We start from the raw sequence: 21,757 nt of genomic DNA, 5'->3' as shown, positions 1-21,757 counted from the left end.
AACAATGTCCTAACAAAATTGTCCTGCCGAGAAAAGAGCGAGGAATAAATCCCGAAGCATAAAGATAAGTGGGAAAAAAGCGTGGGATTGGCCGATATATTTTTTCGCATATGGATATATACAGGCTAAAAACGTTTAAAAGCCTTGAAAAGACTTGCTAAGTAAATGAAACAAGGATACTATTAAAAGTGAGCCACTGTATGCAAATATCCTTTCAGCCTCGGCCCCGGCAAGGGGCGCCGAAGGACGAATGATATAGATGAAGAAACAAATAGGAGGGCATATGAAAAACATATTAAAACAGCTTTGCCTCTGGACATTGATCCTCACCATGGTTCTGTCCGGGCCCATGAGCGCTTTTGCGCAGGTGAACCACGAAGACCTTAGCAAAGACAAAGCGACGATCATCAGCAAAGAGCCGGTGACCCCGGCGAAGTTAAAGGAAGGCCAAACGGCGGAGCAGCTGATTAAAAATCCCGCCCAGCCGGCCATCTACACCCTGCGCACCGACTACAAGGTGCAAAGAGGGGATAAGTATGTCGTCGACTACCAACCCTACATTGCCAGCGTAGGGGAAGCTGCGACGGAAGATGAACAAAAAAGGGTCAACAAAACCATCGAGCTGCCGGACCTCGCCGGCTACGAAAAGCCCGACGACGATTACAAAATCACCTACGACAAGGTGAAAGAAGCGGCCGACGGCAAAGGCCAGACGGGCAATAAGACCAACGGAATCAGATACCAAGCCAATGAATACTTCCGTTACAAAGCCAAGGCCAATGAAATCACGATCAAGCACGTCTTCCAAGACCTTCATGATTTTTCCAAGTACACCAATCCCGACGGCACGGTGGGCGAAGAAGGACAACTCATTACGACCCAAAGCGGGAACACCGGCTCCACCATGGAAGTGAGCCCCTTGGATGAAAAGCATCCGAACCGCAAAGGCTTTGTTCCGGAAGCGCCCTACATCACCATGCAAGTGCCGGAAAATGCCGAAAACTTCATTTTGGAATACCGCTACAATCGCGCCCACTACGATGTCAACTTCGACACCAAGGGCGGCACCCCGGTTCCCAACCGCACCCTTTACTACGAACAAATCATCCCGACAATTGACGACAAGAGCATTCCCACAAAGGTAGGAAGCGACTTTTTGGGATGGATGCCGTCGATCACATTAGAAACGACAGGCGGAACAACCTATACGGAAAATGAAATCATCAAAGACAGCGCCGGCAAGCCCATCTTAAATCTTGCCGCAGATCTGAAGATGCCGGCGAGCAAGATCACCTTTACCGCCGTGTGGAAAGATAAACCCAAGGCCGACTACGCCATCCAATTCTGGGCAGAAAAGTCAGACCATGCCGACAATGCATCCATAATGGACAAGTACGAATATATGGGTACCCGTGTCTATAAAGACAAAGACACAGGTACGAGACCGGACTTGGATAAAGAGCCGGTCAAGGGTATAAAATTCCCCGACCTGGACGATACGCGCTTACAAAAAATTTGGAATGGCGATACATTCAATCGTGGCCATGATCTTTATCTAAACAAGTTCTTTTTTTACAACAAAAGTTTAACGGCCGAGCAAAACAAAGATCCCGACAATGCGAGCGTCGTTAAGTCCGTATCCTCTACGGGCAAGACCGTCTACAACATCTACTACGACCGCCAGGTCTACGATCTTTACTTTACCAAGTCCAATGCACAACCTAAGAAAAACACCTTCTACCCTGAAATTTGGAAATACGACGAAAAACAAGGCGAAGCAGTCAAGGTGGGCGGCCCCGGCAATCTCTACCACTACAAGGCGAGATTCAACGAAATGATGTATAAGTGGCCCAACGACGCCAAGCAAACCAAGGGCTTTACACCGGGCTATCAATCTTTTGGATGGGGTCCAAACTATACTACCCCTAATTGGCCGCTGCATTTAGATACACCACCATATCGACTCAATGCCGACGAGTTCCTCGACATGGAAAAATACACCATTTGGGCCGGCTATACCAAGCACATAGACAAGGGCGACGGCAAAACAATCGATTTAGATCGATTCGACTATACAACCCTTTCCTTCGGCATCAAACAGGATCATCCTTCCATTCCCCACCACATGGACTTTTGGATGGATGGCTTTAAGCCGGGAGAAACCATCATCCGTTACGACCTGGTGCGGACCAAGGCGGACACCGCCGCTTCGGACTATGGCCACAGATATCCAAGAGTACAAGGCTTTACGCCTCATGGCTATGATCCTAATAATCCTCAAAGCGCATGGCCTGTTATTAGAGAGGGAAGTGAGGAAAACGGCCGTGTGGACGAAGAGGGAATTAATGACCTAAACGACGAGCGGGACGAAATCACCCCCAACAACTGCGGGCTCTACTATAACAACAATGGGATCAAATTACCCATCGGTCAGCTGGACTTTATCCCCGTTTTCTTTAGCGATACTGACGACTTTGGCGACGTAAAGGCAGGTGGTCAAGAATTTAAAGAAAACGGCTACCTTCAATTCCATTACAAACGCAACAAGTATCCCCTGCGGTTTAACTACGACCCGTCAATCATTCGGGACGATAGTTATTTTAAATCGACCAACCAACTGGACACCTTCTACGAATTCCCTCTAAAAGTTTTAAGCCCTGATTTGGTAGATTCAAATCTAGATAGAGAAGATAGGGAATATTTCAAAGAAGACCCGAAAAACCTATTAGATAACCCGGAAAATCTGCAAAAATTAGGTCTTACAGATCTTGTATTTACGGATAAAGACGGTAAGCTAAAGGTCAAGAGACCGGATGACCTTTCCGATCAAATGGTCTTCAAAGGCTGGGCATTGGACCCTGCCGGCACAAAACTGATTTGGGAAAATCCAAAGGAAACCATGCCCACGCACCCGGTCAACCTCTATGCCAAGTGGGGCGAGCCGGACTATAAATGGAAGGTCACCTTCGATCCCGACGGCGGAAGCTTTAGATCCGTTAAGAAAGAAAACTTAACCACAAGTACGAAGACCATCCAAGAAGGGGACATCGGCCAAGAAGAAGTCAAAACCTATCCGATAAAAGAAAAGGGCGATGGCAACAAGCAAGTCTTTACCGTCATTCAAAGACAAAAGCTCGTGGAACCGAACTTTAAGCCCGAAAAGAAGGGCTACGACTTCATGGGTTGGGAAGTCATTCGTTATAAGAAGGATGCCAAGACAGGCGACTACACAGATGAAATAGACAACTCTTATAGAGAAACCTACAAAGTGCCCGAGCTCTACTCCTTCGGCAACGACGTGGTAAGCCCCATCTACCTCAAGGCCATTTGGGTGCCCAACCAACGGGTGGACATCGACGTCTTCCACTATTACCTGGACAAGGACTATAAATTAGATAAAAGCATCGAACAGAATCCCGAACCGGACAAGCTGGAAAACAAACGGGCAGGCTATTTAGTAGCCACCACCGGCGACAGACAAGACGACAAATTCCTCTTGGCACCTGCCGACGAGCTCAAAGCCCACAGCGATAAGGACTTTTACGGAATTTACAAGGAATACAACGACCGCGTCGGCTTAAACAACTCCTTCTTCCAAACCTTTAGAGTTGAACCGGCAGAGATTCCGGATCCTGAGGATTCTGAGAAAATGATTCCTAATCCGGACGTTAAAAACAATGTCTTTAAATTCTTCTACAGACCCTATAGGCAAAGAGAATACAAGGTCAACTACATCGACGAACAGTTTAAGGACAATCCTGAAAAAGGCAAGATCATCGACCAAGAGGTCGTGACAAACGGCAACCGCCACTACGATGCAAGAAACTACCGGCAAATCCCCGGTTGGGTTTTAGCTGAAAATGAAAAGCCCCAACAACAACTCTTCTTCGATGTGGACGAAGACACAAACGCACTGACAGGCATTAACGGCACCGGCAAAGACGAAATTACCTTCTATTATAAGGACGTCCGCGTCATCGAAGTGCCGAAAGACGGCAAAACGCCGGATGGTTATGTAAGAGTGACCTTTAAGGCAGACAAGGGCGGCTCCTTTGGTAACGACGAACAAGGCAACCCAATTACCGAGCTGAACTACGACGTCATTAAGGGGCTGAAGTCCGACCTCCTTCCCGTACCGCAAGAGCTGAAAGACGGCGAGAAAAAAGAAGCGGACAAATACTATATCACCCCCGAGGACGGTAAGAAATTTACCAAGTGGGATAAGAGCCCGCTATTGAATAAGAACACCATCATCAACGACAACCATAGCTTTACCGCCTACTTCGAATGGTCGGGACTCACGGCAAAGGGAATGGTACGCACCGAAGCCTTTAACGACCCGAACGGCAAGTGGACCAACGACTTTGCTCCGAAGATTGAGGACTTAAAGAAACAACTTGAGTGGAGAGAAAAAGACCAAGTTAAATCGCTTCCTGCCGGAACGAAAATTCAATTCTTCGATGAAAACGGCAACGAATTAAAGACAAACGAAGATGTCTTTAACTTAGTCAAAGAAGCAAATAAGGCCGACAAAGAGGAAGTCGTTCGTACCGTAAACATCAAGGTAAAGGCCACCTTCAAAGCGGGACAAGATCCCCAAGAACTGACCATCCCGATCACGGTCTACAAAAACGTCTACGAAGCATTAAACAAAGAAGGCGACAAGCCCCTCTTCTTAACAGAAGCTGAAGGCAAAAAAGCTGAAGACGGCGGACTGCAAGACGTAACCGGAAACTATGTAAAAGTTACAGTACAGCCGACTGAAAAGAACACTAACAAAGATGCCAAGGTGTATTATGTCAATCCGAAAGCTTGGGTCACTATTCCTGAAATTGAGTGGTCAGAAGCTGACAAGGATAAGTATGACTTCTTAAAGTGGACAGCAGATAAAAAAGATCAAAACGAAAAGAAAGAAGAAAATGGAATTTTCGACTTTAAGAAACGACACAAGTTTACGGATGAAGAAACACTTATCAAACCACTATTCACTGATGATGTAGTGGAACAAAAACAAGGCGAAGACAAGCCGAAAGTACCTGATACTTTTGTAAAAGTTATTGTTAAAACTACAGACAAAGCTACAACTGAATTGACGCAAACCTTCTGGGTCAACCCGACGAAAGACGTTACCATTCCGGTAGCGAACCCCACGGGTAAATCGGATCAAGAGGTGGATATTCCAAAACTCGGCAAGAAGAAAGTCAACTATGTATTTAATCAATGGCAAAAAGTCAAGACAGGCGAAGCCGATGACAGTCTAACAGAAGTCAAACCGGCAGTAGAAATTGACTTAGCTAAGAACAAATACACCGACAAGGTAACAGTAATCGAAGCCTCTTACTTTGAACGGTTTGCTGCCACACCCATCGTCAAGCCCATTAAGACAGAAAAGCTTGACACACCTGAAGGCAAAGAAATCACCGACAAAGACTTAATTGATAAAATTACTCCTCCGAGCAATAAAGAAATTGAGTCGATAACAGTAGTTGAAAGGCCGGATCCTTCAAAACCGGGTAAGCAAGAAGCAAAAGTAACCATTAAGTACAAAGACGGTTCCACCCAAGGCACCAAAGACAACCCCGTCGTCATCCCCGTGGAAGTTCACAAAAACATCATTCCCGAAGCACCGGGCAAACAACGGCCGAAAGATGCCCTGGCCAACTACGTCAAAGTCATCTTTAAGGCAGGCACCGGCGGCACCGTCTCCGGCGACTTGGTCTACTACGTCAGCCCCGAAGTGGAAGTCGATATGACCGCTTCGGCAGGTAAGATTACCAAGACCCCGAGCGTCGGCTACGTTGTAAAAGGCGAAAAGTGGACGAACACAGATGGCAAAACGCTGAAAGGCACATTTACCGATTCGGAAACAGAATTTGTCTTCACTTTCGATAAGTCCAAAGACATCGTCGAAAAGATTGACGAGAATACGAAAATTCCCGCAGGCTACGTCAAAGTCACATTCAAGACCGAAGATGAAAACAAGGGTAAGCTTGAAGGCGGAAAGTTAGCAAAGATCTACTACGTCAATCCGACGGCAGGCATTACGCTGAAAGTTTTAGGCGATGACGAAACAGCTACGGCAAAACAACTGGTCGTTCCCAAAACAGCGCCCGCTACAAACTACGAATTCGAAAAATGGTATGAAGAAATCGATCAATCGACGCCCATTACCAGCGAACGAATCCACGTGGCGAAATTCAAATTGGCGAAAGTCACATTGACCTATGACAAGGGCGGAGAAGACGTGACCGGCGACGTACCGGAAGTACTCAAAGTCGATCACGGAACCACCGTCAGACTGGCCGGTCCCGGCAACCTTGCAAAAGAAAATGCTGAGTTTGCAGGATGGGAAATCGGAGACAAAACCTATCAAGCCGGCGATGAAGTCACCTTAAACGAAAACACCACCGCCACGGCACAATGGAATACAGCTAAACACACCGTCATGTTCGACTTAGCCAAAGGCACCATCGATAACAAGACGGTGAAAGATCCTGTGCAAGTTGACCACGGCTCGACCGTGGGAACCGTCACGGAACCCGTGCGCGAAGGCTACGTCTTTACAGGATGGAAATTTGGCGAAACTTCCTTTGATCCGGCAACCACACCGGTCAATAGTGACGTGACCCTCGTCGCTCAATGGGAAAAAGCCGTTCAACCGATTGGCAAAAACGACACCGTCGATAACAAACACTTCATTAAAGTAACCTTTAATAATGGCAAACACGGCACATTGATTCCCGAGAAAAACAAAACAGCCGACACCGTCACCTACAAAGTGGCGAAAGACTACAGTTTTAACGACGCCGTCAAACACGGCCTCGTTGTCCCCGGAATCGTCCCTGCAAAATACTACAAGGCAAAGACAGCCAACGATGGTTGGGATAAAGAATTGAAGCTTGCAGGAAAAGACGCAACCTTCACCGCCCAATATGAACCCATGGCCGACGTCATCCCCATCGATCCGAAAGTTACAGACGAAAACCAAATCAAAAAAGAAAAGCCGGACGGCATGGTATTAGTAGAATTTAAAGTTGACCCTAACAAGGCCTTTATGACAGGAAACACGAAGTTCTATGTAAAAGCCAATGAGCCTTTAAACATCGAAGCGCCGGTTGTTCATCCGTTGACCTTAGAAAACGAGCACAACGATTATGTATTCGAAGGCTGGAGCATGAACACAGAAGATGAAAATAATAAAGTAAGCTTTGGAAGCGACACAGAAATTAAAGACTCAAAAGAAGAAAAGCCGGATATACAAATAAGTAGACCAAGGCCTAATTCAAATAATGTTCTCATTAGTGTATTGACAGATGGAGCTAAGGGATATCTTGAAATAACCGGAGACGGCATTCCAAATAATACAATAATCGAAGCTTCTAAAAGAGGTCGTCTAAACATCTTCTATATAAATAAAGCAATGGGTAGAGGATTAAAAAGAGATGATGTCATTAAGATTTATGCAGTTAAAAACGGCATTAAGTCTGAAGAAAGAGAGTATAGAGTAAAATGACAAAAGAAATGAACAAGAGAATAACGTCTTTGTTCTTAGCTTTTACAATGCTATTGCAAATTCTCATGCCACAAAACATATTTGCTGAGGGAGACAAAAGTCTTCCTCAGGACAAATATGTTAAAGTTGGCATGCTAGATGGAAAAAGCTATGACGCAAAGATGATGAACGAACTAAATAGGATTGCGGCTAAAAACAGGAAGTCGAGCCCTGGTAAGCCGGGAGTTAGATTATTTAGCAAAGGACCATATTTTGGTGATAACAACGAACCAAAAGATGAGGATAAACCAAAATACTTTGGGAATGTAAGTGCAAAGCTGGACCTAGTAGGTCTTGACGGAAATAAATTCCAGTGGAACGAAATATTTGGTGTGGATGAAAGCGGAAATCCAAAACCTGCCCAAATAATCTTTAGGCAAATGGATGAGGAAACAAGCACAGACACTGGTATAGAGTATATTTTACAAATTACTAAGGGAGGCAAATATACTTGGTCTGATGGAGAAGGCAAACCGACAAAACTGCCTTTATTTTCCAAGAGTTTAAAGCCTTACAGATATGAGGTAAGGATTGATGAAAGAGTCTCAGATAAGGTTAAACTTTTGACTGAAGTAATTTTTGGGACCGAAGGATCTTCACCAACATTTTCACCTGAAAATGCAGACGGCGAGATAATTGCAAATATAACATTGGGACTCACGTATCAGCAAATCGCATCTACCAAGTTTAAATCTGAATGGCATACAGATGTGGTTGAAGCAGATAGACCGGGTATGAAAGCGAATTTTGCCTTTGACGATGAAGGAGATGGCCTATCTCCGGTCAGTGTAGAACTACCAAAGAACGATAAAGATACTAAAATCATAAGAGACTGGTACAATGAGTTTGATCCTGATCTTGTAATATCATATTATCTGGAAAAAACTCCGGATGTAAAAATTGATGAAACTACGGCTGGTTTAACCTTTGACACGACAAAGAAGACCGTTACCTCAGGCGATCACAAATACAAATACGACTTCAAATACGACGTCATTAACGGCGGCAAGCTCACCATGACAGAAATCTTGCCCGTGACTTTCGACGCCAACGACGGGAAGTTTGATTCTCTTGATGCGACTGCAGAGCAAAAGATTAAGTCGGAAGTGGATTACGAAAAGGATGTGACGGCACCCAAAGCGCCGACAAAAGAGGGAGAAACTTTTATCGGCTGGGGCGAGAAGCCGGATGCCACAACGCCCGTTTCGACCGGTGCCTTTAAAGGAATAAAAGAGGCTAAAACCTTCTACGCCATCTTCACGAAAGATATCATCGAGCAAGAAGGCGAGGACGAACCGGAGAATGTCCCCGACGGCCACGTGAAGGTGACGGTGGATGTAACGGACAAGGCGGAACTTGGTGAAGGCAAAAAGCAAACCCGCATTTTCTGGGTCGATCCGAAAAAGGAAGTCACCTTGCCTGTGACCAAGCCCACGGGAAAAGATGTGCCGGTAGATGACACCAATCCCAAGGAATATACGTGGGTGTTTACCAAGTGGACCTCCGATGAAGCGGCGCCGAGAACGTGGAGCGATGGCATTACCGCCACCTTCCCGAAGGACACCACCATCACCGCCAACTACGACAAGAAAGTTAGCGACCAAGGGACTGTCGATGCCAAGGAAATCACCGTCCACGAATCATTTAAAAAGAGCGAGACCGAATGGGTTAACAACTTTATTCCTGAAGCAGACACCTTAAAAGCCGCAGTAAAAGTAAATGACGCGAACGGCAATGAAGTAGACTTACCTGAAGGGGCTAAAGTTGAGCTTGTCGACGATGGCGGAGCTGCTTATGCAGACGACGCATTAAAGAACGCCCTTTACGACAAACTTCAAGAAAAAGACAATCCCGATGACAAACCCACCCGCGTGGAAAAGGTCAAGGCGAAAGTCACCTTTGAAAACGGCGAAGTTCAAATGGTGGATATTCCCATCAAGGTCCTCAAGAATATTTACGAAGCCAAGACCGAAACGAAACCGCCTTACTACGTGCCGAAAGACTATGTAAAGGTCACGTTGGATCCCACCACTAAGGCAAAGGAACCTCAAAAGACCTATTACTACGTCAATCCCGAAGCGAAAGTCGTGATTCCCGGGAAAGATCCCGTAGGTACGGACGGAAATAACTTTGTCAATTGGACGATGAAACCGGACAGCGCGGCAGCCGATGTCAAAGGCGATGTTTATACGCTCGCAAATAGAAATAAATTCACAGAAGCGAGCACCATTACGGCCAACTACGTCGATAATGTTGTGGAGCAACCGGATCCCGATGATGATAATACAAAACCTGCAGTGCCCAAAGATTTCGTCAAAGTCATCGTCGACAAAACCGAAAAGGCAAAACTTGACCGAGGCGAAAATCAAAAACAAGTTTTCTGGGTTAAGAAAAATACAAAGGTTCGTATTAAGGTCAAAGACCCCGTGGCCGCAACTGAGGGAGAAGCATTTAGCAAGTGGAAAGAAGAGAAAGCAACCAATCGATTCTATATCATTAATCTGAACGAAGAACACAAATTCAGTGAACAAGTAACCAATATCCGGGCTTTCTATATTGGCCTAGCCATCGAACAAAAAGAGGGGGAAGACAAGCCCGACACGGTGCCCGATAACTTTATCAAGGTAATTTTCAAAACCACAGATAAGGCAAATGAGGAAAAACAATACACCTGGTGGTTAGCTCCGAATAACGATAGTGTTAAATTTGCTTTAGAAGAACCTGTGGGGAAAGAAGTAAAGGACGGTGCCGGCAACACCCTTTACAAATGGAAGTTTGGAAATCTCTGGAAAAGTAAAACTAACGAAGCGAAACGTGACGGCGATGTGGGCGGAATACCAATCTACAAAGTTGACACGAGGAATGTAACCGACGGAGAAGTTTTCTACGCCCAATACACGACGGACAATGTCATTCCCTACGATCCTGCCAACCCCATCGATCAACCCGAAGGTTATGTAAATGTAACCTTTAATGCTGAAACCGGATTGAGCCTAAAGGCGCCCAAGGCATATTACGTGAAGAAAAATGCCGGGGTCACTTTACAAAAGCTAAAGGATGACACAACCAAATTCGGTTATCCGACAGTGGAAGAAAAGGCGGGATACGCCTTTGACAAGTGGGACCTCGCAGAGACCACTAAAATCAAAGACAAAGACATTGTGGTAACGGCAAAAGCCAAACCTGTTTCCGATGTCATCGAGAAAAAGGAAGGCAAAACCAAGCCGGAAGGCTATGTGGAAGTAACATTCGTTCCTACGGATAAGGCGACGGACAAAACGGAAAGAACCTTCTGGGTTAACCCGAAAAAGAAAGTCACCATTCCTGTAAAGGATCCCGTAGGGAAGCAATACTTCACATTTAAAGAATGGAAGATTGGCGACATTGCCACCGGTGAAACTTATGCGCCTACGACGCCGAAGCAGTTTACTGAAAAGCTCACCACCATCACCGCAACTTATGAAGAAGCGAAGACGATTATTCCTTACGATCCTGTAAAAAATCCAACGACAAGACCGGACGGTTATATTCGCGTCACTTTTGAAGCGAAAACCGGATTAAAGCTTACTGAGTCCAAAGCATATTATGTAAAGAAAAATGCCAAGGACGAGCATGGCACCGCTTTAACTCTTGCAAGCTTGGCAAAGCCGGAATACAAAGAAGAAACCGGCTACAAGTTTAAAGAGTGGGATAAAAAAGATACACTAACTATCGGAACAGACGATATTGTCGTAACAGCCAGTGCGACGAAGCTGGAGAAGGTGATTCCGGAAAAAGACGATAAGGGAAACAAGAACGACAAGCCCGAAGGCTACAAGGAAGTTAACTTTGTAATCAAAACGGAAGATAAAGACAAAGGCTCTATTACAGGCGTAGCCAAGTTCTACGTCAACCCCACGGAATATGTCACCATCAATCCGCCGTCGACCAAGGCTGAAACAGGTTTTGAATTCGGCACATGGGATAAAGATACGACCATTCCCACGGTTTACGAAAATGACACCACCGTCACCGGCTCCTTCAACGACCTGGAAGCCGTCATTCCGAATACGAATCCGGACGGGGCTGAAAATAAACAACCGGCCGGCTATAAGACGGTCACCTTCGTCATCGACCCGGCGACAGGCGGAAAGATTGTGGATGGCGAGACCAAAGTTTACTTCGTCAACCCTGCGAAGGACGTAACCGTTCCCCAACCGAAGACGAATGCCGACACCGGCTACGTATTCGACAAGTGGGATCAAGACACGGTAACGACGGCCAAGCAGTATAGCAAGGATACGACGGTCAAAGGGAACTTCAAGAAGCTTGAAGATATTATTCCGAGCAAAAAGGACGACGGCACACCCAATGCCAAGCCCGACGGCTATATCACCGTCACTTTCGAAAAGGGCGAGCACGGAACGAAAATAGAAGGCCAAACGGTCTACTACGTCAATCCGAAGGCCAATCCTGTGAAGACTTTGGGTAATATCACCAAGCCGACGGTAACGCCTGAAACCGGCTGGAAACAAAAAGCTGCTCCGAATGCTTGGGATAAAGCGGACACTACGGAACTTAAGGGATCTCAAGAAATTGTCGTCACGGCAAAATATGATTCTATCGATGATGTCGTAGATGGAAGCAAACCTAAGCCCGAAGGCTATATTACCGTCACCTTTGAAAAGGGCGAGCACGGAAAAGAATTGACGGGTCAAGCAGTTTACTACGTCAATCCCAATAAAGCCGTTGCGTTAGAAGACAAGGCTCCGAAAGTTACACCCAATACCGGCTATGACTTTGCTGGGTGGGATACCCAAATCGAAAAGAAGATCCAATATTCTGATGGAGATATCATTAAGGCTCTTTATAACGAAAAGGGCGATGTGATTCCCCAAGAAAACCCCAACGGCACCGACAAGCCGGCAGGTTATTTGACCGTCACATTTGTGAAGGGCGATCATGGAACTTTAAACGGCAAGACCGTTTACTACGTGAAGCCCAACAAAGAAGTGACCGTACCGGCTCCTACGGTGAAAGCGAATGTTGGATATGCATTTAGTAAATGGGACAAAGAGCTAACACAAACATTTGCTGAAGATACAAAAATCACGGCTCAATATAAAGAGCGTGACAACATTATTCCTCAGGGAAAACCCGACGGATCGGACAGGCCCGATGGATATTTCACAGTAACATTTAAATCGGATGCCAATGGTTCTTTATCGGGCAAAACAGTTTACTATGTCAAGCCGAATACAGACATTGATCTGACAAACACCGCTAATGGCATTACCAAAACCCCCAATATCGGTTACACGGCAGATGGCGGTACTTGGGATCCTAAAATCACAAGCAAGGTGTACAACGACAATGCTGAATATACATTTAAATTCAAAGCATTGGACGATGTCATTTTGAAGACGAAGGATGATGAATCTGAAAAGCCGAAGGGCTATGTCACGGTGAAATTCCTTGCCGGACCCGACGGCTCCCTCGTCGGCGGAGACAAGATCTACTACGTCAATCCGAAGGCAGGCGTTAAAATCGGTAGTGAGGCTATTCCCGTTCCAGCTACGAAGCCGAAAACAGATTACGAGTTTAAAGAACAGTGGGTTGAAGCGGTTGATACAAACAAGACTATTACCGACAATCAAACCCACGTGGCACAGTTTGTCTACAATCCTGCTACGGTGACATTGACTTACGAAGCACCTGATAAGACTTCCGGCGATGTTCCCGGTGCGCAAATCGTTAAGAAAGGCGATAAGGCTATTTTGGCAGGTGCCAATAACTTAAAGAAAGACAACGCCACATTTAAGGGCTGGAAAATCGGCGATACGGTTTATAAAGTCGGCGATCAAATCACCTTAACAAAGGATGCTACAGCTATTGCGCAATGGACGATTGATAAAACTATCATTCCTTACGATCCAAAAGAGCCTATTACAAGACCGGATGACACTTATGTAAGAGTGACATTTAAAGCAGAAAAAGGTCTTGAGTTAACCGAACAAAAAGCCTACTACGTCAAGAAAAACGCAGGTATCAACCTCGGAAATGCAGAGCTTGTAAAACCGGGGTATTCTGAAGACACCGGCTACAAGTTTGACAAGTGGGACAAGGGTGACGATACTGTTATAAATGCTGATATCGTCGTAACAGCAAAGGCAACAAAGCTTGATAATGTTATTCCGGAAAAAGACGCAAATGGAAAAACTAATGAAAAGCCAACAGGCTATGTTCAGGTCACAGTGGACCCCACGAATAAGGCGACAGATCCAACGACGCAAGTCTTCTGGGTCAATCCTAATGAAATGGTCCAAATTCCCGCAAAACAGCCTACAGGCAAAAAAGAAGACAAGATAACCTATGTCTTCGATGAGTGGAATCCTTCCTTAGTCGGAAAATTCACCGAAGATACTACGATTACGGCAAAGTACAAGGAACAAACACCGCTAACACCGATTTTTGATCCTCGTATTACCACTCGCGTCGTGGCGACGGATTTGAATAAACAACCGCCGCAGGATGCTTATAAAGAGCAAATTATATCGGAATCGCACAAGGAGTTTGATTTAGTCGAGATCGTCGAACAGCCCAAGGTCAATGAATCAGGCTTTACTTCGGCCAAGATAAAGATTCGTTTCACGGAAAACGGCATGACCCAGGTTGTGGATGTACTGGTTTATGTAAAACCCGCTCCGGTCATTATCGAAAAGCCCTATCCCGTTCCGGGGGATTGCAACAACAGTTGCGATCAACCGAATCAACCGAACAAACCGGGTGAACCGAACAAACCGAATCAGCCGAATCAACCGAATATCGGTATGGACGCGTTGAACACCACGGATCACTACCAATACCTCATCGGTTATCCCAACGGCAATTTCGCCCCCAACAGGGGCATGACCCGTGCGGAAGTGGCCACGATGTTTACCCGCCTCTTGAGAGAGCGCCCGGTGAAAGGCCAACGCTACTACACGGGCTTCAGCGACATTCAAGCCGGCGATTGGTACGCGAACACCGTGGGCTATGCGGTGCAAGTCGGCATTGTCAGCGGCTATCCCGACGGCAGCTTTAAGCCCAACAAGCCCATTACCCGCGCGGAATTCGCCGCCATCGCTTCGCGATTTGACGCATTGCCTCAAGGAAATAACATTGCGTTCAACGACTTGGCGCCGAGCCACTGGGGTTACAATGCCATTCGTTCTGCGGCGAGCAAGGGATGGATTACGGGCTATCCGGACGATACCTTCCGCCCCGAAAAAGCCATTACCCGCGCAGAAGTTACTTCCATTACCAACCGCATGCTGAATCGCTACGCCGATCTCTATTGGATCGACGCCCACCGCGCCGAAGTGATTCGCTTTGGCGATGTGAAACGCAGCGATTGGTACTTTGAACCGATTATGGAAGCCACCATGGGTCACGATTTCATTCGCGACCGCGATGGAAAGACAGAACATTGGTCGGGCCTTAACGGCAAGAGCTTTATCTAAAGCCCGATGAAATGAGAAAAGACAGGTTCGCCTGTCTTTTCTCTTTGCCCAACAAAAAAGCCTCCCTTGCGGGAGGCCTTTTTTCTGTGCTTATTTTCTGTTTTTCACGGCGTTCACGATCCAGAGGAGGATCACGGAGCCGACGACGGCGATGATGAGGCTGTAAAGGTTAAAGCCCGATACCTTGCCCATGTGAAAGACATTGCTGGCGATAAAGCCGCCGATAAAGGATCCGATGATACCGGTGGCGATGTTTGCCACGGCACCCATGGATTCGTCTTTGCCCATAATTTTACTTGCGATCCATCCGGCCAATGCGCCGAAGATTAACCAAAATAACATGAAAGTGCTCCTTTCGAATAATTCCAAAATAATGTTACTATTTAATACTTACCCGAGGCGAAAAAAATTATTCACTAAAATGGAATGTTTTCGAAAAAATCATCTTCATATGCTAAATTTCTTTTCCTTCGAATTGGCTGTGGTAGAGCGCGTAGTATTCGCCCTTTTGCGCCATGAGGCTGTCGTGGCTGCCTTGCTCCACAATGTTTCCGTCTTTTAGAACGAGGATCACGTCGGCGCCGACGATGGTGGAGAGGCGGTGGGCGATGACGAAGTTGGTGCGGCCGTGCATGAGTCGGTCCATGGCTTTTTGGATGAGCTTTTCCGTTCGCGTGTCCACGGAGCTGGTGGCTTCGTCCAAGATTAGTATATCGGGGTCGGAGATCAGTGCCCGGGCGATGGTTAAAAGTTGCCGCTGGCCTTGGGAGATTTCCGAGCCGGATTCGGTAATGATTTCGTCGTAGCCCTTGGGCAGGGTGCGAATGAAGTTGTCGGCGTAGGTGGCCTTGGCGGCGGCGCGGATTTCATCCTCCGTAGCGTCTTCTTTGCCATAGGCGATGTTGTCTTTAATGGAGCCCGAGAAAAGCCAGGTGTCTTGGAGCACCATGCCGAAATGGCGGCGCAGCTCGTCGCGACTGAGGCGGCGAATGTCTACGCCGTCTACGGAGATGCTGCCTCCGTCGGGCTCGTAAAAGCGCATAAGGAGATTGATGAGGGTGGTCTTGCCCGCGCCGGTGGGGCCCACGATGGCCACGGTCTCGCCGGGGCGCACGTGGAGGGAGAAGTCGTCGATGACCACTTGGTTTTTCTCGTAGCCGAAGCGCACGTTTTCGAAGGCGACCTCGCCTTTTAATCCCTTCAGGGCGACGGGATCGGCGGCTTCCTCTTCTTCCTCGGCATCCAGCACGTGGAAGATGCGGTCGGCGGCGGAGATAGCCGATTGCAGGGCGCCCACCACTTCCGCCATGCCGCTGATGGGTTGATTGAGCTTGCGGGAGTATTGGAAGAAGGCCTGAATGGCGCCCAGGGTAATGGCGCCGTTTAGGACCAGAAAGCCGCCGTAGACGGCGATGGCCACGTAGCCCAGATTGGAGATAAAGCCCATGAGGGGCATGATTTCGCCGCTGACGAACTGCGCCATGTAGGCGTTGCCGTAAAGGGCGTCGTTAATTTCGTTAAATTCCGCCATGGCCCGCTCTTCAAAGGTAAAGCTCTTGACCACTTCCTGTGCCGAAATAATTTCTTCCATGTAGCCGTCCACACGGCCCATGTCGTGGCTTTTGGCCCGGAAGTAGCGCTGGCTGATGCCGGCGATTTTCGCCGTGACCAGGGCGCTTACGGGCAGCACGATCAAAGAAATCACAGTGAGCCGCGGCTCGATGTAAAGCATCATGGCCAAGGTGCCGATAATGGTGACCACGGCGCTGATGATCTGGGCGATGTTTTGCCGCATATTATTGACCACGGATTCCATGTCGTTGGTCATGCGGGAGAGGAGATCCCCCACGGTAAAGCGATCCAAATAGGCCACGGGGAGGCGCTGAATTTTTTCGGAAAATTCTTTGCGCAGGGTAAAGACGGTTTTCTGCGTGATCTTCACCAGGATGCGTCCCCGGAAGAAGTAGAAAATCGACGAGGTCACATACATGGCGAGGAGAATGAGGGCGATGCGATTTAAATAGCCGTAGTCGATGCCCCGCCCCGCCTTCACGGAGTCGTAGATATTCGTAATGCCCAGGCCCAAGATCCAGGGCGTGAAGATGTCGATAATCGTCGCCGTGGCGGTAAAGAGTATGGCGAGAGCCATGTATAGCTTGTCTTGATTTAAATAGCCGATGAGCCGCTTCATAATGCGGCGGCTGTCGGCGCTTCTGAGGCTGCGGCGGTCCCTCTCCGTGACGCCTTTTAATCTAGGCATAGAGCACCTCCTCTCCCAATTGAGAGGCGGCGATTTCCCGATACACCGTGGAAGACTTCATGAGCTCCTCGTGGGTGCCGCGGGAGATGATCTTGCCGTCGTCGAGGACGAGGATTTCGTCGCAGTCCAACACCGTCATGACTCGCTGGGCCACGATGAGGGTGGCGGCCTTTTCCGTCATAGGCGCCAGGGCGCGGCGCAGGGCCTTGTCCGTTTGAAAGTCCAGTGCGGAAAAAGCGTCGTCGAAGAGAAGCACCTCGGGCTCCTTGGCCAATGCTCTTGCGATGGAGAGGCGCTGTTTCTGTCCGCCGCTCAGGTTTTTGCCTACCTGAGCCACGGTGGCATCCACGCCATCCTCGTCGGCGTAGACGAAATCTTGCGCCTGGGCGATGGCAAGGTAGCGGTCCGTCTCATCATCGGTCAAGGGCGTATCGTGGGACAGGCCGATGTTTTCACGGACGCTACGCAAAAGCAGCATGGCCTTTTGCGGCGCATAGCCCAGCCGGCCGCGGAGCTCCTTGGCGGAAAGGTCTTCGATGTTCACGCCGTTCAGGCGAATTTCGCCGCCGCTGACGTGGTAAAAGCGGTGGATCAGCTTTAAGAGGGTGCTCTTGCCGCTGCCCGTGCCGCCGATAATGGCCACCTTCTCGCCGGCCTTCACTTCAAAGGAAATGTCCGACAAGACGGGCCGCTCCGCCCCGGGATAGGCAAAGCTTACGTGATCGAAGACGAGGGAGGTTTCCCCGCCCTCGGGGAGCGTCGCCTTCACATTTTCTTTTGCCGGCGGCGTATCCAGCACCTCCACGATGCGGTCGTAGGCGGCCTTGGCATTGGGGTACATGGCAAAGAGCATGGCAAACATGCTAAGGCCGAACAAAATTTGCGCCACGTATTGGATAAAGGCCATGAGATCCCCTACGGCCATGGTGCCGGCGTGGATGCGGCCGGCGCCGAAGTAAAGCACCGCCACCGCAGTAAAATTAAAAATTAAATTAAAGGCGGGAAGCATGGTGATCAGGTAATTGTTCACCTGCTCCGAGGTGCGGCGCATGGAGCGGTTCACCTCGTCGAAGCGGCGTTCTTCGTAGTCCTCCTTGCGAAAGGCGCGGATCACGCGAATCCCCGTGAGCCGTTCGCGAAAGTGCAGATTGATCTCGTCCATAAGCTTTCGAATTTGGCGAAAACCGGGAATGGATGCGCGGGCGATGGCTATGACCACGGCGAGAAGCATGGGCGCCGAAATCAAAATCACGGCGGAAAGCTTCACATCCGTGGTGACGCACATATAGGCGGCGCCGAGAAACATGAGGGGCGCGCGCACCAAGGGACGCAGTGCCACCACGGCCATGCGCTCCAACTGGCTGATGTCGTCGGTGGCACGGGTCAAAATGGAAGGGGCGCCGAAGGTTTCAAACGAGGGAAAATCCAGAGAGAGCACGTGGGAAAAAAGCCCGGCGCGCAGATCCCGGGCAAAGCCCATGGAGATCTTCGCCGCCATCAGCCCCGCCACGGTCATGAGAATGACGGAGAGGGCGGCAAGGCCGATCATGGCCACGCCCTTGTTTAGAATTAATGGCACGTCGCCCTTCAAGACCCCGGCGTCCACAATGTGGCTCATAAGCCGGGGCAGGTAGAGATCCGCCAAAATACTCAGGGCGATCAAGAGCACTTCGACCACGATTAAGGGTATATAAGGCTTAATGTATTGTTTCATTTCACCATCCTTTTCAGAAAAAAACTTGTTCTTATAATAATTACCCGAATAGAAAGGTCGTACACATGAAGACTCTGGCCGCATTAAAAAACAAAAACTTCATCGACGTGGACGGAGGCTACGGCTTCGACCAAAACGCCCTTCGCGGCAAATGGAGCGCCTATCGCGTGGACCGGGCCTGCGGCATCGCGGCACTGGCCAATCTCATCGCCTACACCGAAGGGAAGCGGAAGATAGATAAAGGCGAGGCACTGAAACTCATGGGCGAGATCCTCCTCGCCGCCCCGCCGCGGCCCTGGGGCATCGCCGCCGGACGCATCCTCGTGCGGGCCATGGGGATGATGGGCATGGGCTATAAGGTAGAATTTCTGAAGCGCCGTGCCACGGATGAAGAAATCAAAGCCTTCCTCCTCCGCGCGCTGAAAGCCGATCGCCCCGTAGCACTCCTGAACACCAACCACCCCCACAAAGCCTTCCGCTACCACTGGGTGACCATTACGGAACTGGTGGAGGAAGAAGGAGAGATGTATGTGCGATTTTCTTCCTGGGGAAGGAGATACAAGATGCGGTTTGAGGAAATGTATGTTAAGGGGATGATGTATAGGAGTATGTTTTTTATAAAATAGGTTTTTTCTTTCCCATTTATTTTATGCTCAAAAATTGTTTCTGCTTTCCCGTTCCCGGGGCCCTCATGACCTATCCCGACGAGGGTCGCGAGTCGTAGGAAGGTCAGATGCAGTCTTACACCGTTTCGAGGAGGCGAAGCCGAAATCGAAACGGATGTATAGTTGTACATCCCACTCGACCCACAAAACGCTTTTTAGCAGTGCAAATGCCTGACGGCATTTGATTCCTGTTGGGCCGTGTTGCGGAAGAAAGATGTTGAATTGGGTAAATGTATTAGCGAGCGATGTTTTTTAAACCTCTGACTTTTAATCTAATTCACAGCCATTCTTCAGCGAAGAAGCCCGGTAGGAATCGAAACCCGCAGGGTTTCGCACATTAGAAAAGCGTTAGGGTTAAAGGGTGGGGGCCCGGGGGCGGGATAAGGGCGAATCGCAACGCCCTTTTTCCCGCCCCCGGGAGATGGAAAGAGGAAGATATTTTAAGTAAAAGAAAAACAAAGGGCTAGTACCATCATCCCGCGTTTGGAAAGAAAGAACATAACCTAAGTAAGAAAAAGAAAATACGCCCCATCTCTCTGTGGGCAAGAAAAAAACAGACCGTCTTAGAGTGACCCCATAAAGTTGGACTTAATCGAGTAAGCATTTCGCTTGCTCGATTTTGTTTTACATAACATTCCTTCTATGCTGCATTCATGCGTTCACGGTATTGCTTCGGACTTAAACCTCCTAACTTTTCTTTGATTCGATCGTTGTTGTAGTAGCGGATAAAGTGTTCGATGGCCCGCACAAGTTCTTGCCGGCTCCGGTAGACATAGCCGTCGTAGACTTCTCTTTTCAGCACACTGAAGAAGTTCTCCATGGGTGCGTTGTCGTAGCAGTTGCCTTTTCTGGACATGCTTTGAAAGATGTGGTGCTCTTCTAACATGGCTTGATAGGCGGTCATCTGGTAGCCCCAGCCACGATCGGAGTGGAAGGTGCGGCGGTAGGGGCAGCCGTTGGTTCGTTCGATGGCTTCTTCTAAGCCTCGTAGCATGGTGACGCCGTTGGGCTGATCGGAGAGGACGTAGCTGATGATTTCCAGATTGTACATGTCCATGTACGGATCGAGGTAGAGTTTCTTTGTTTGAAGTTTCCCCGCCTCATCTTCTTCGTAGTATTTAAATTCCGTGGTGTCGGTGGTAATTTTTTGGTAGGGGATGCAGGTGTTGAAGCGTCGATTGATTCGATTTTTCTTGATTTTCCCGACGACGCCTTTGTAGGAGTTGTACTTCTTGTATTTTCTGCCATAAGCACGAACTTGAAGGCCCATGACCTGAACCAGTCGTTGAACTTTCTTTTTGTTGACCGCCCATCCCCGGTTTTTCAACTCCAGATGGATCCTTCGGTAGCCATAGTCTTTGTGTTCACGCCGAATGGCCAAGATTTCATCCTTTAACGCTTGATCCTTATCTTCTTCGCTCCACTTTTTCTGCCAATACATAAAGGTGGATTTTGGAAAGTTGATGGCGGCAAGAATCTTTCTTAGTTGGAATTGTCCTCGGAGTTTGGCGACGATCCTCGCCTTTTGTTCATTTTTTCTTCCCTCACCAAACTCCTTAGCTCCTCCAAGTACATCTTTTGAATGGTGAGTATTTCATTCTCCGCTTCCAATTCTTTGATGCGGTTTTCCAATGCCTCCCGTGTGGATGCATCAAGAGGCTCCTTCTTTGTTGAAGACTTTGGTGTTTGATTGCGATCGTTATTCTTCGTCACAGGTCTCCCTCGCTTATGTGATCGCAGACCCTCAACGCCCTCCTCTCGGTACTGTCTGCGCCAGTTGGCGATGATGGACGGATTCGTCAAACCGAGTTCAAGGGCCAATTGTTGGTAGCTGTATTCGCTCGTTTCGTAGCGTTTAATGGCTTCTAACTTAAACTCTACACTGTACGAGCGTTTATTTCTAGAGCGCATTAAGCCTTCATTGCCAAAATGTTTGTAATTGTTGACCCAGCGTTCAATTTGCGAGACGCCGATTTGGTATTTCTTAGCCAAGATTTTATGACCTGCGTGTCCATTCAAATATTCCTCAACAATTTTCCTCTTCAATTCATAACTGTATTTTGCCATTAAAAGACCCCCAAAGGT

7 protein-coding genes and 1 pseudogene are annotated in these 21,757 nt (G+C 48.2%); 3 read left to right on the top strand and 5 right to left on the bottom strand.

Features of this window, described 5'->3' with window-relative positions; genetic code table 11:
* Nucleotides 1–283: 283 nt before the first annotated feature.
* The gene (locus tag BN7444_RS03710; RefSeq protein WP_068455927.1) at nt 284–7,513 is read left to right on the top strand and encodes an InlB B-repeat-containing protein; all 7,230 of its coding nucleotides are present in this window, start codon (nt 284–286) and stop codon (nt 7,511–7,513) included.
* Nucleotides 7,514–8,286: 773 nt separating this feature from the next.
* The gene (locus BN7444_RS03705; RefSeq protein WP_068455924.1) at nt 8,287–15,033 is read left to right on the top strand and encodes an S-layer homology domain-containing protein; all 6,747 of its coding nucleotides are present in this window, start codon (nt 8,287–8,289) and stop codon (nt 15,031–15,033) included.
* Nucleotides 15,034–15,123: 90 nt separating this feature from the next.
* Here the strand turns inward: BN7444_RS03705 and BN7444_RS03700 are convergent, their stop codons facing one another.
* The 3 genes from BN7444_RS03700 to BN7444_RS03690 all read right to left on the bottom strand — a co-directional run bounded on the left by BN7444_RS03700 (nt 15,124) and on the right by BN7444_RS03690 (nt 19,007).
* Complete coding sequence (locus BN7444_RS03700) at nt 15,124–15,375, bottom strand: GlsB/YeaQ/YmgE family stress response membrane protein (RefSeq protein ID WP_068455921.1); 252 nt, start codon at nt 15,373–15,375, stop codon at nt 15,124–15,126.
* A gap of 112 nt (nt 15,376–15,487) precedes the next feature.
* A complete protein-coding gene (locus BN7444_RS03695) occupies nt 15,488–17,293 on the bottom strand; it encodes an ABC transporter ATP-binding protein (protein ID WP_068455918.1) in 1,806 nt (601 codons plus the stop codon).
* A complete protein-coding gene (locus tag BN7444_RS03690; RefSeq protein ID WP_068455915.1) occupies nt 17,286–19,007 on the bottom strand; it encodes an ABC transporter ATP-binding protein in 1,722 nt (573 codons plus the stop codon). Before BN7444_RS03690 ends, BN7444_RS03695 begins: the two co-directional genes overlap by 8 nt.
* 65 nt (nt 19,008–19,072) lie before the next feature.
* Between BN7444_RS03690 and BN7444_RS03685 the strand changes: the two genes are divergently transcribed.
* Nucleotides 19,073–19,633, top strand: coding sequence for a cysteine peptidase family C39 domain-containing protein (locus BN7444_RS03685; RefSeq protein ID WP_068455913.1), 561 nt, complete (start codon nt 19,073–19,075; stop codon nt 19,631–19,633).
* A gap of 679 nt (nt 19,634–20,312) precedes the next feature.
* Here the strand turns inward: BN7444_RS03685 and BN7444_RS09500 are convergent.
* Nucleotides 20,313–21,191: pseudogene (locus BN7444_RS09500) on the bottom strand (IS3 family transposase); the annotation flags it as partial.
* Nucleotides 21,155–21,739, bottom strand: coding sequence for a helix-turn-helix domain-containing protein (locus BN7444_RS09495; RefSeq protein WP_068455907.1), 585 nt, complete (start codon nt 21,737–21,739; stop codon nt 21,155–21,157). The gene BN7444_RS09495 and the pseudogene BN7444_RS09500, both read right to left, overlap by 37 nt.
* Nucleotides 21,740–21,757 lie beyond the last annotated feature (18 nt).

Source organism: Peptoniphilus pacaensis (assembly GCF_900088125.1).
GTDB classification, from domain to species: Bacteria; Bacillota; Clostridia; order Tissierellales; family Peptoniphilaceae; genus Aedoeadaptatus; species Aedoeadaptatus pacaensis.
This window is presented reverse-complemented; position numbering and strand designations above follow the sequence as displayed.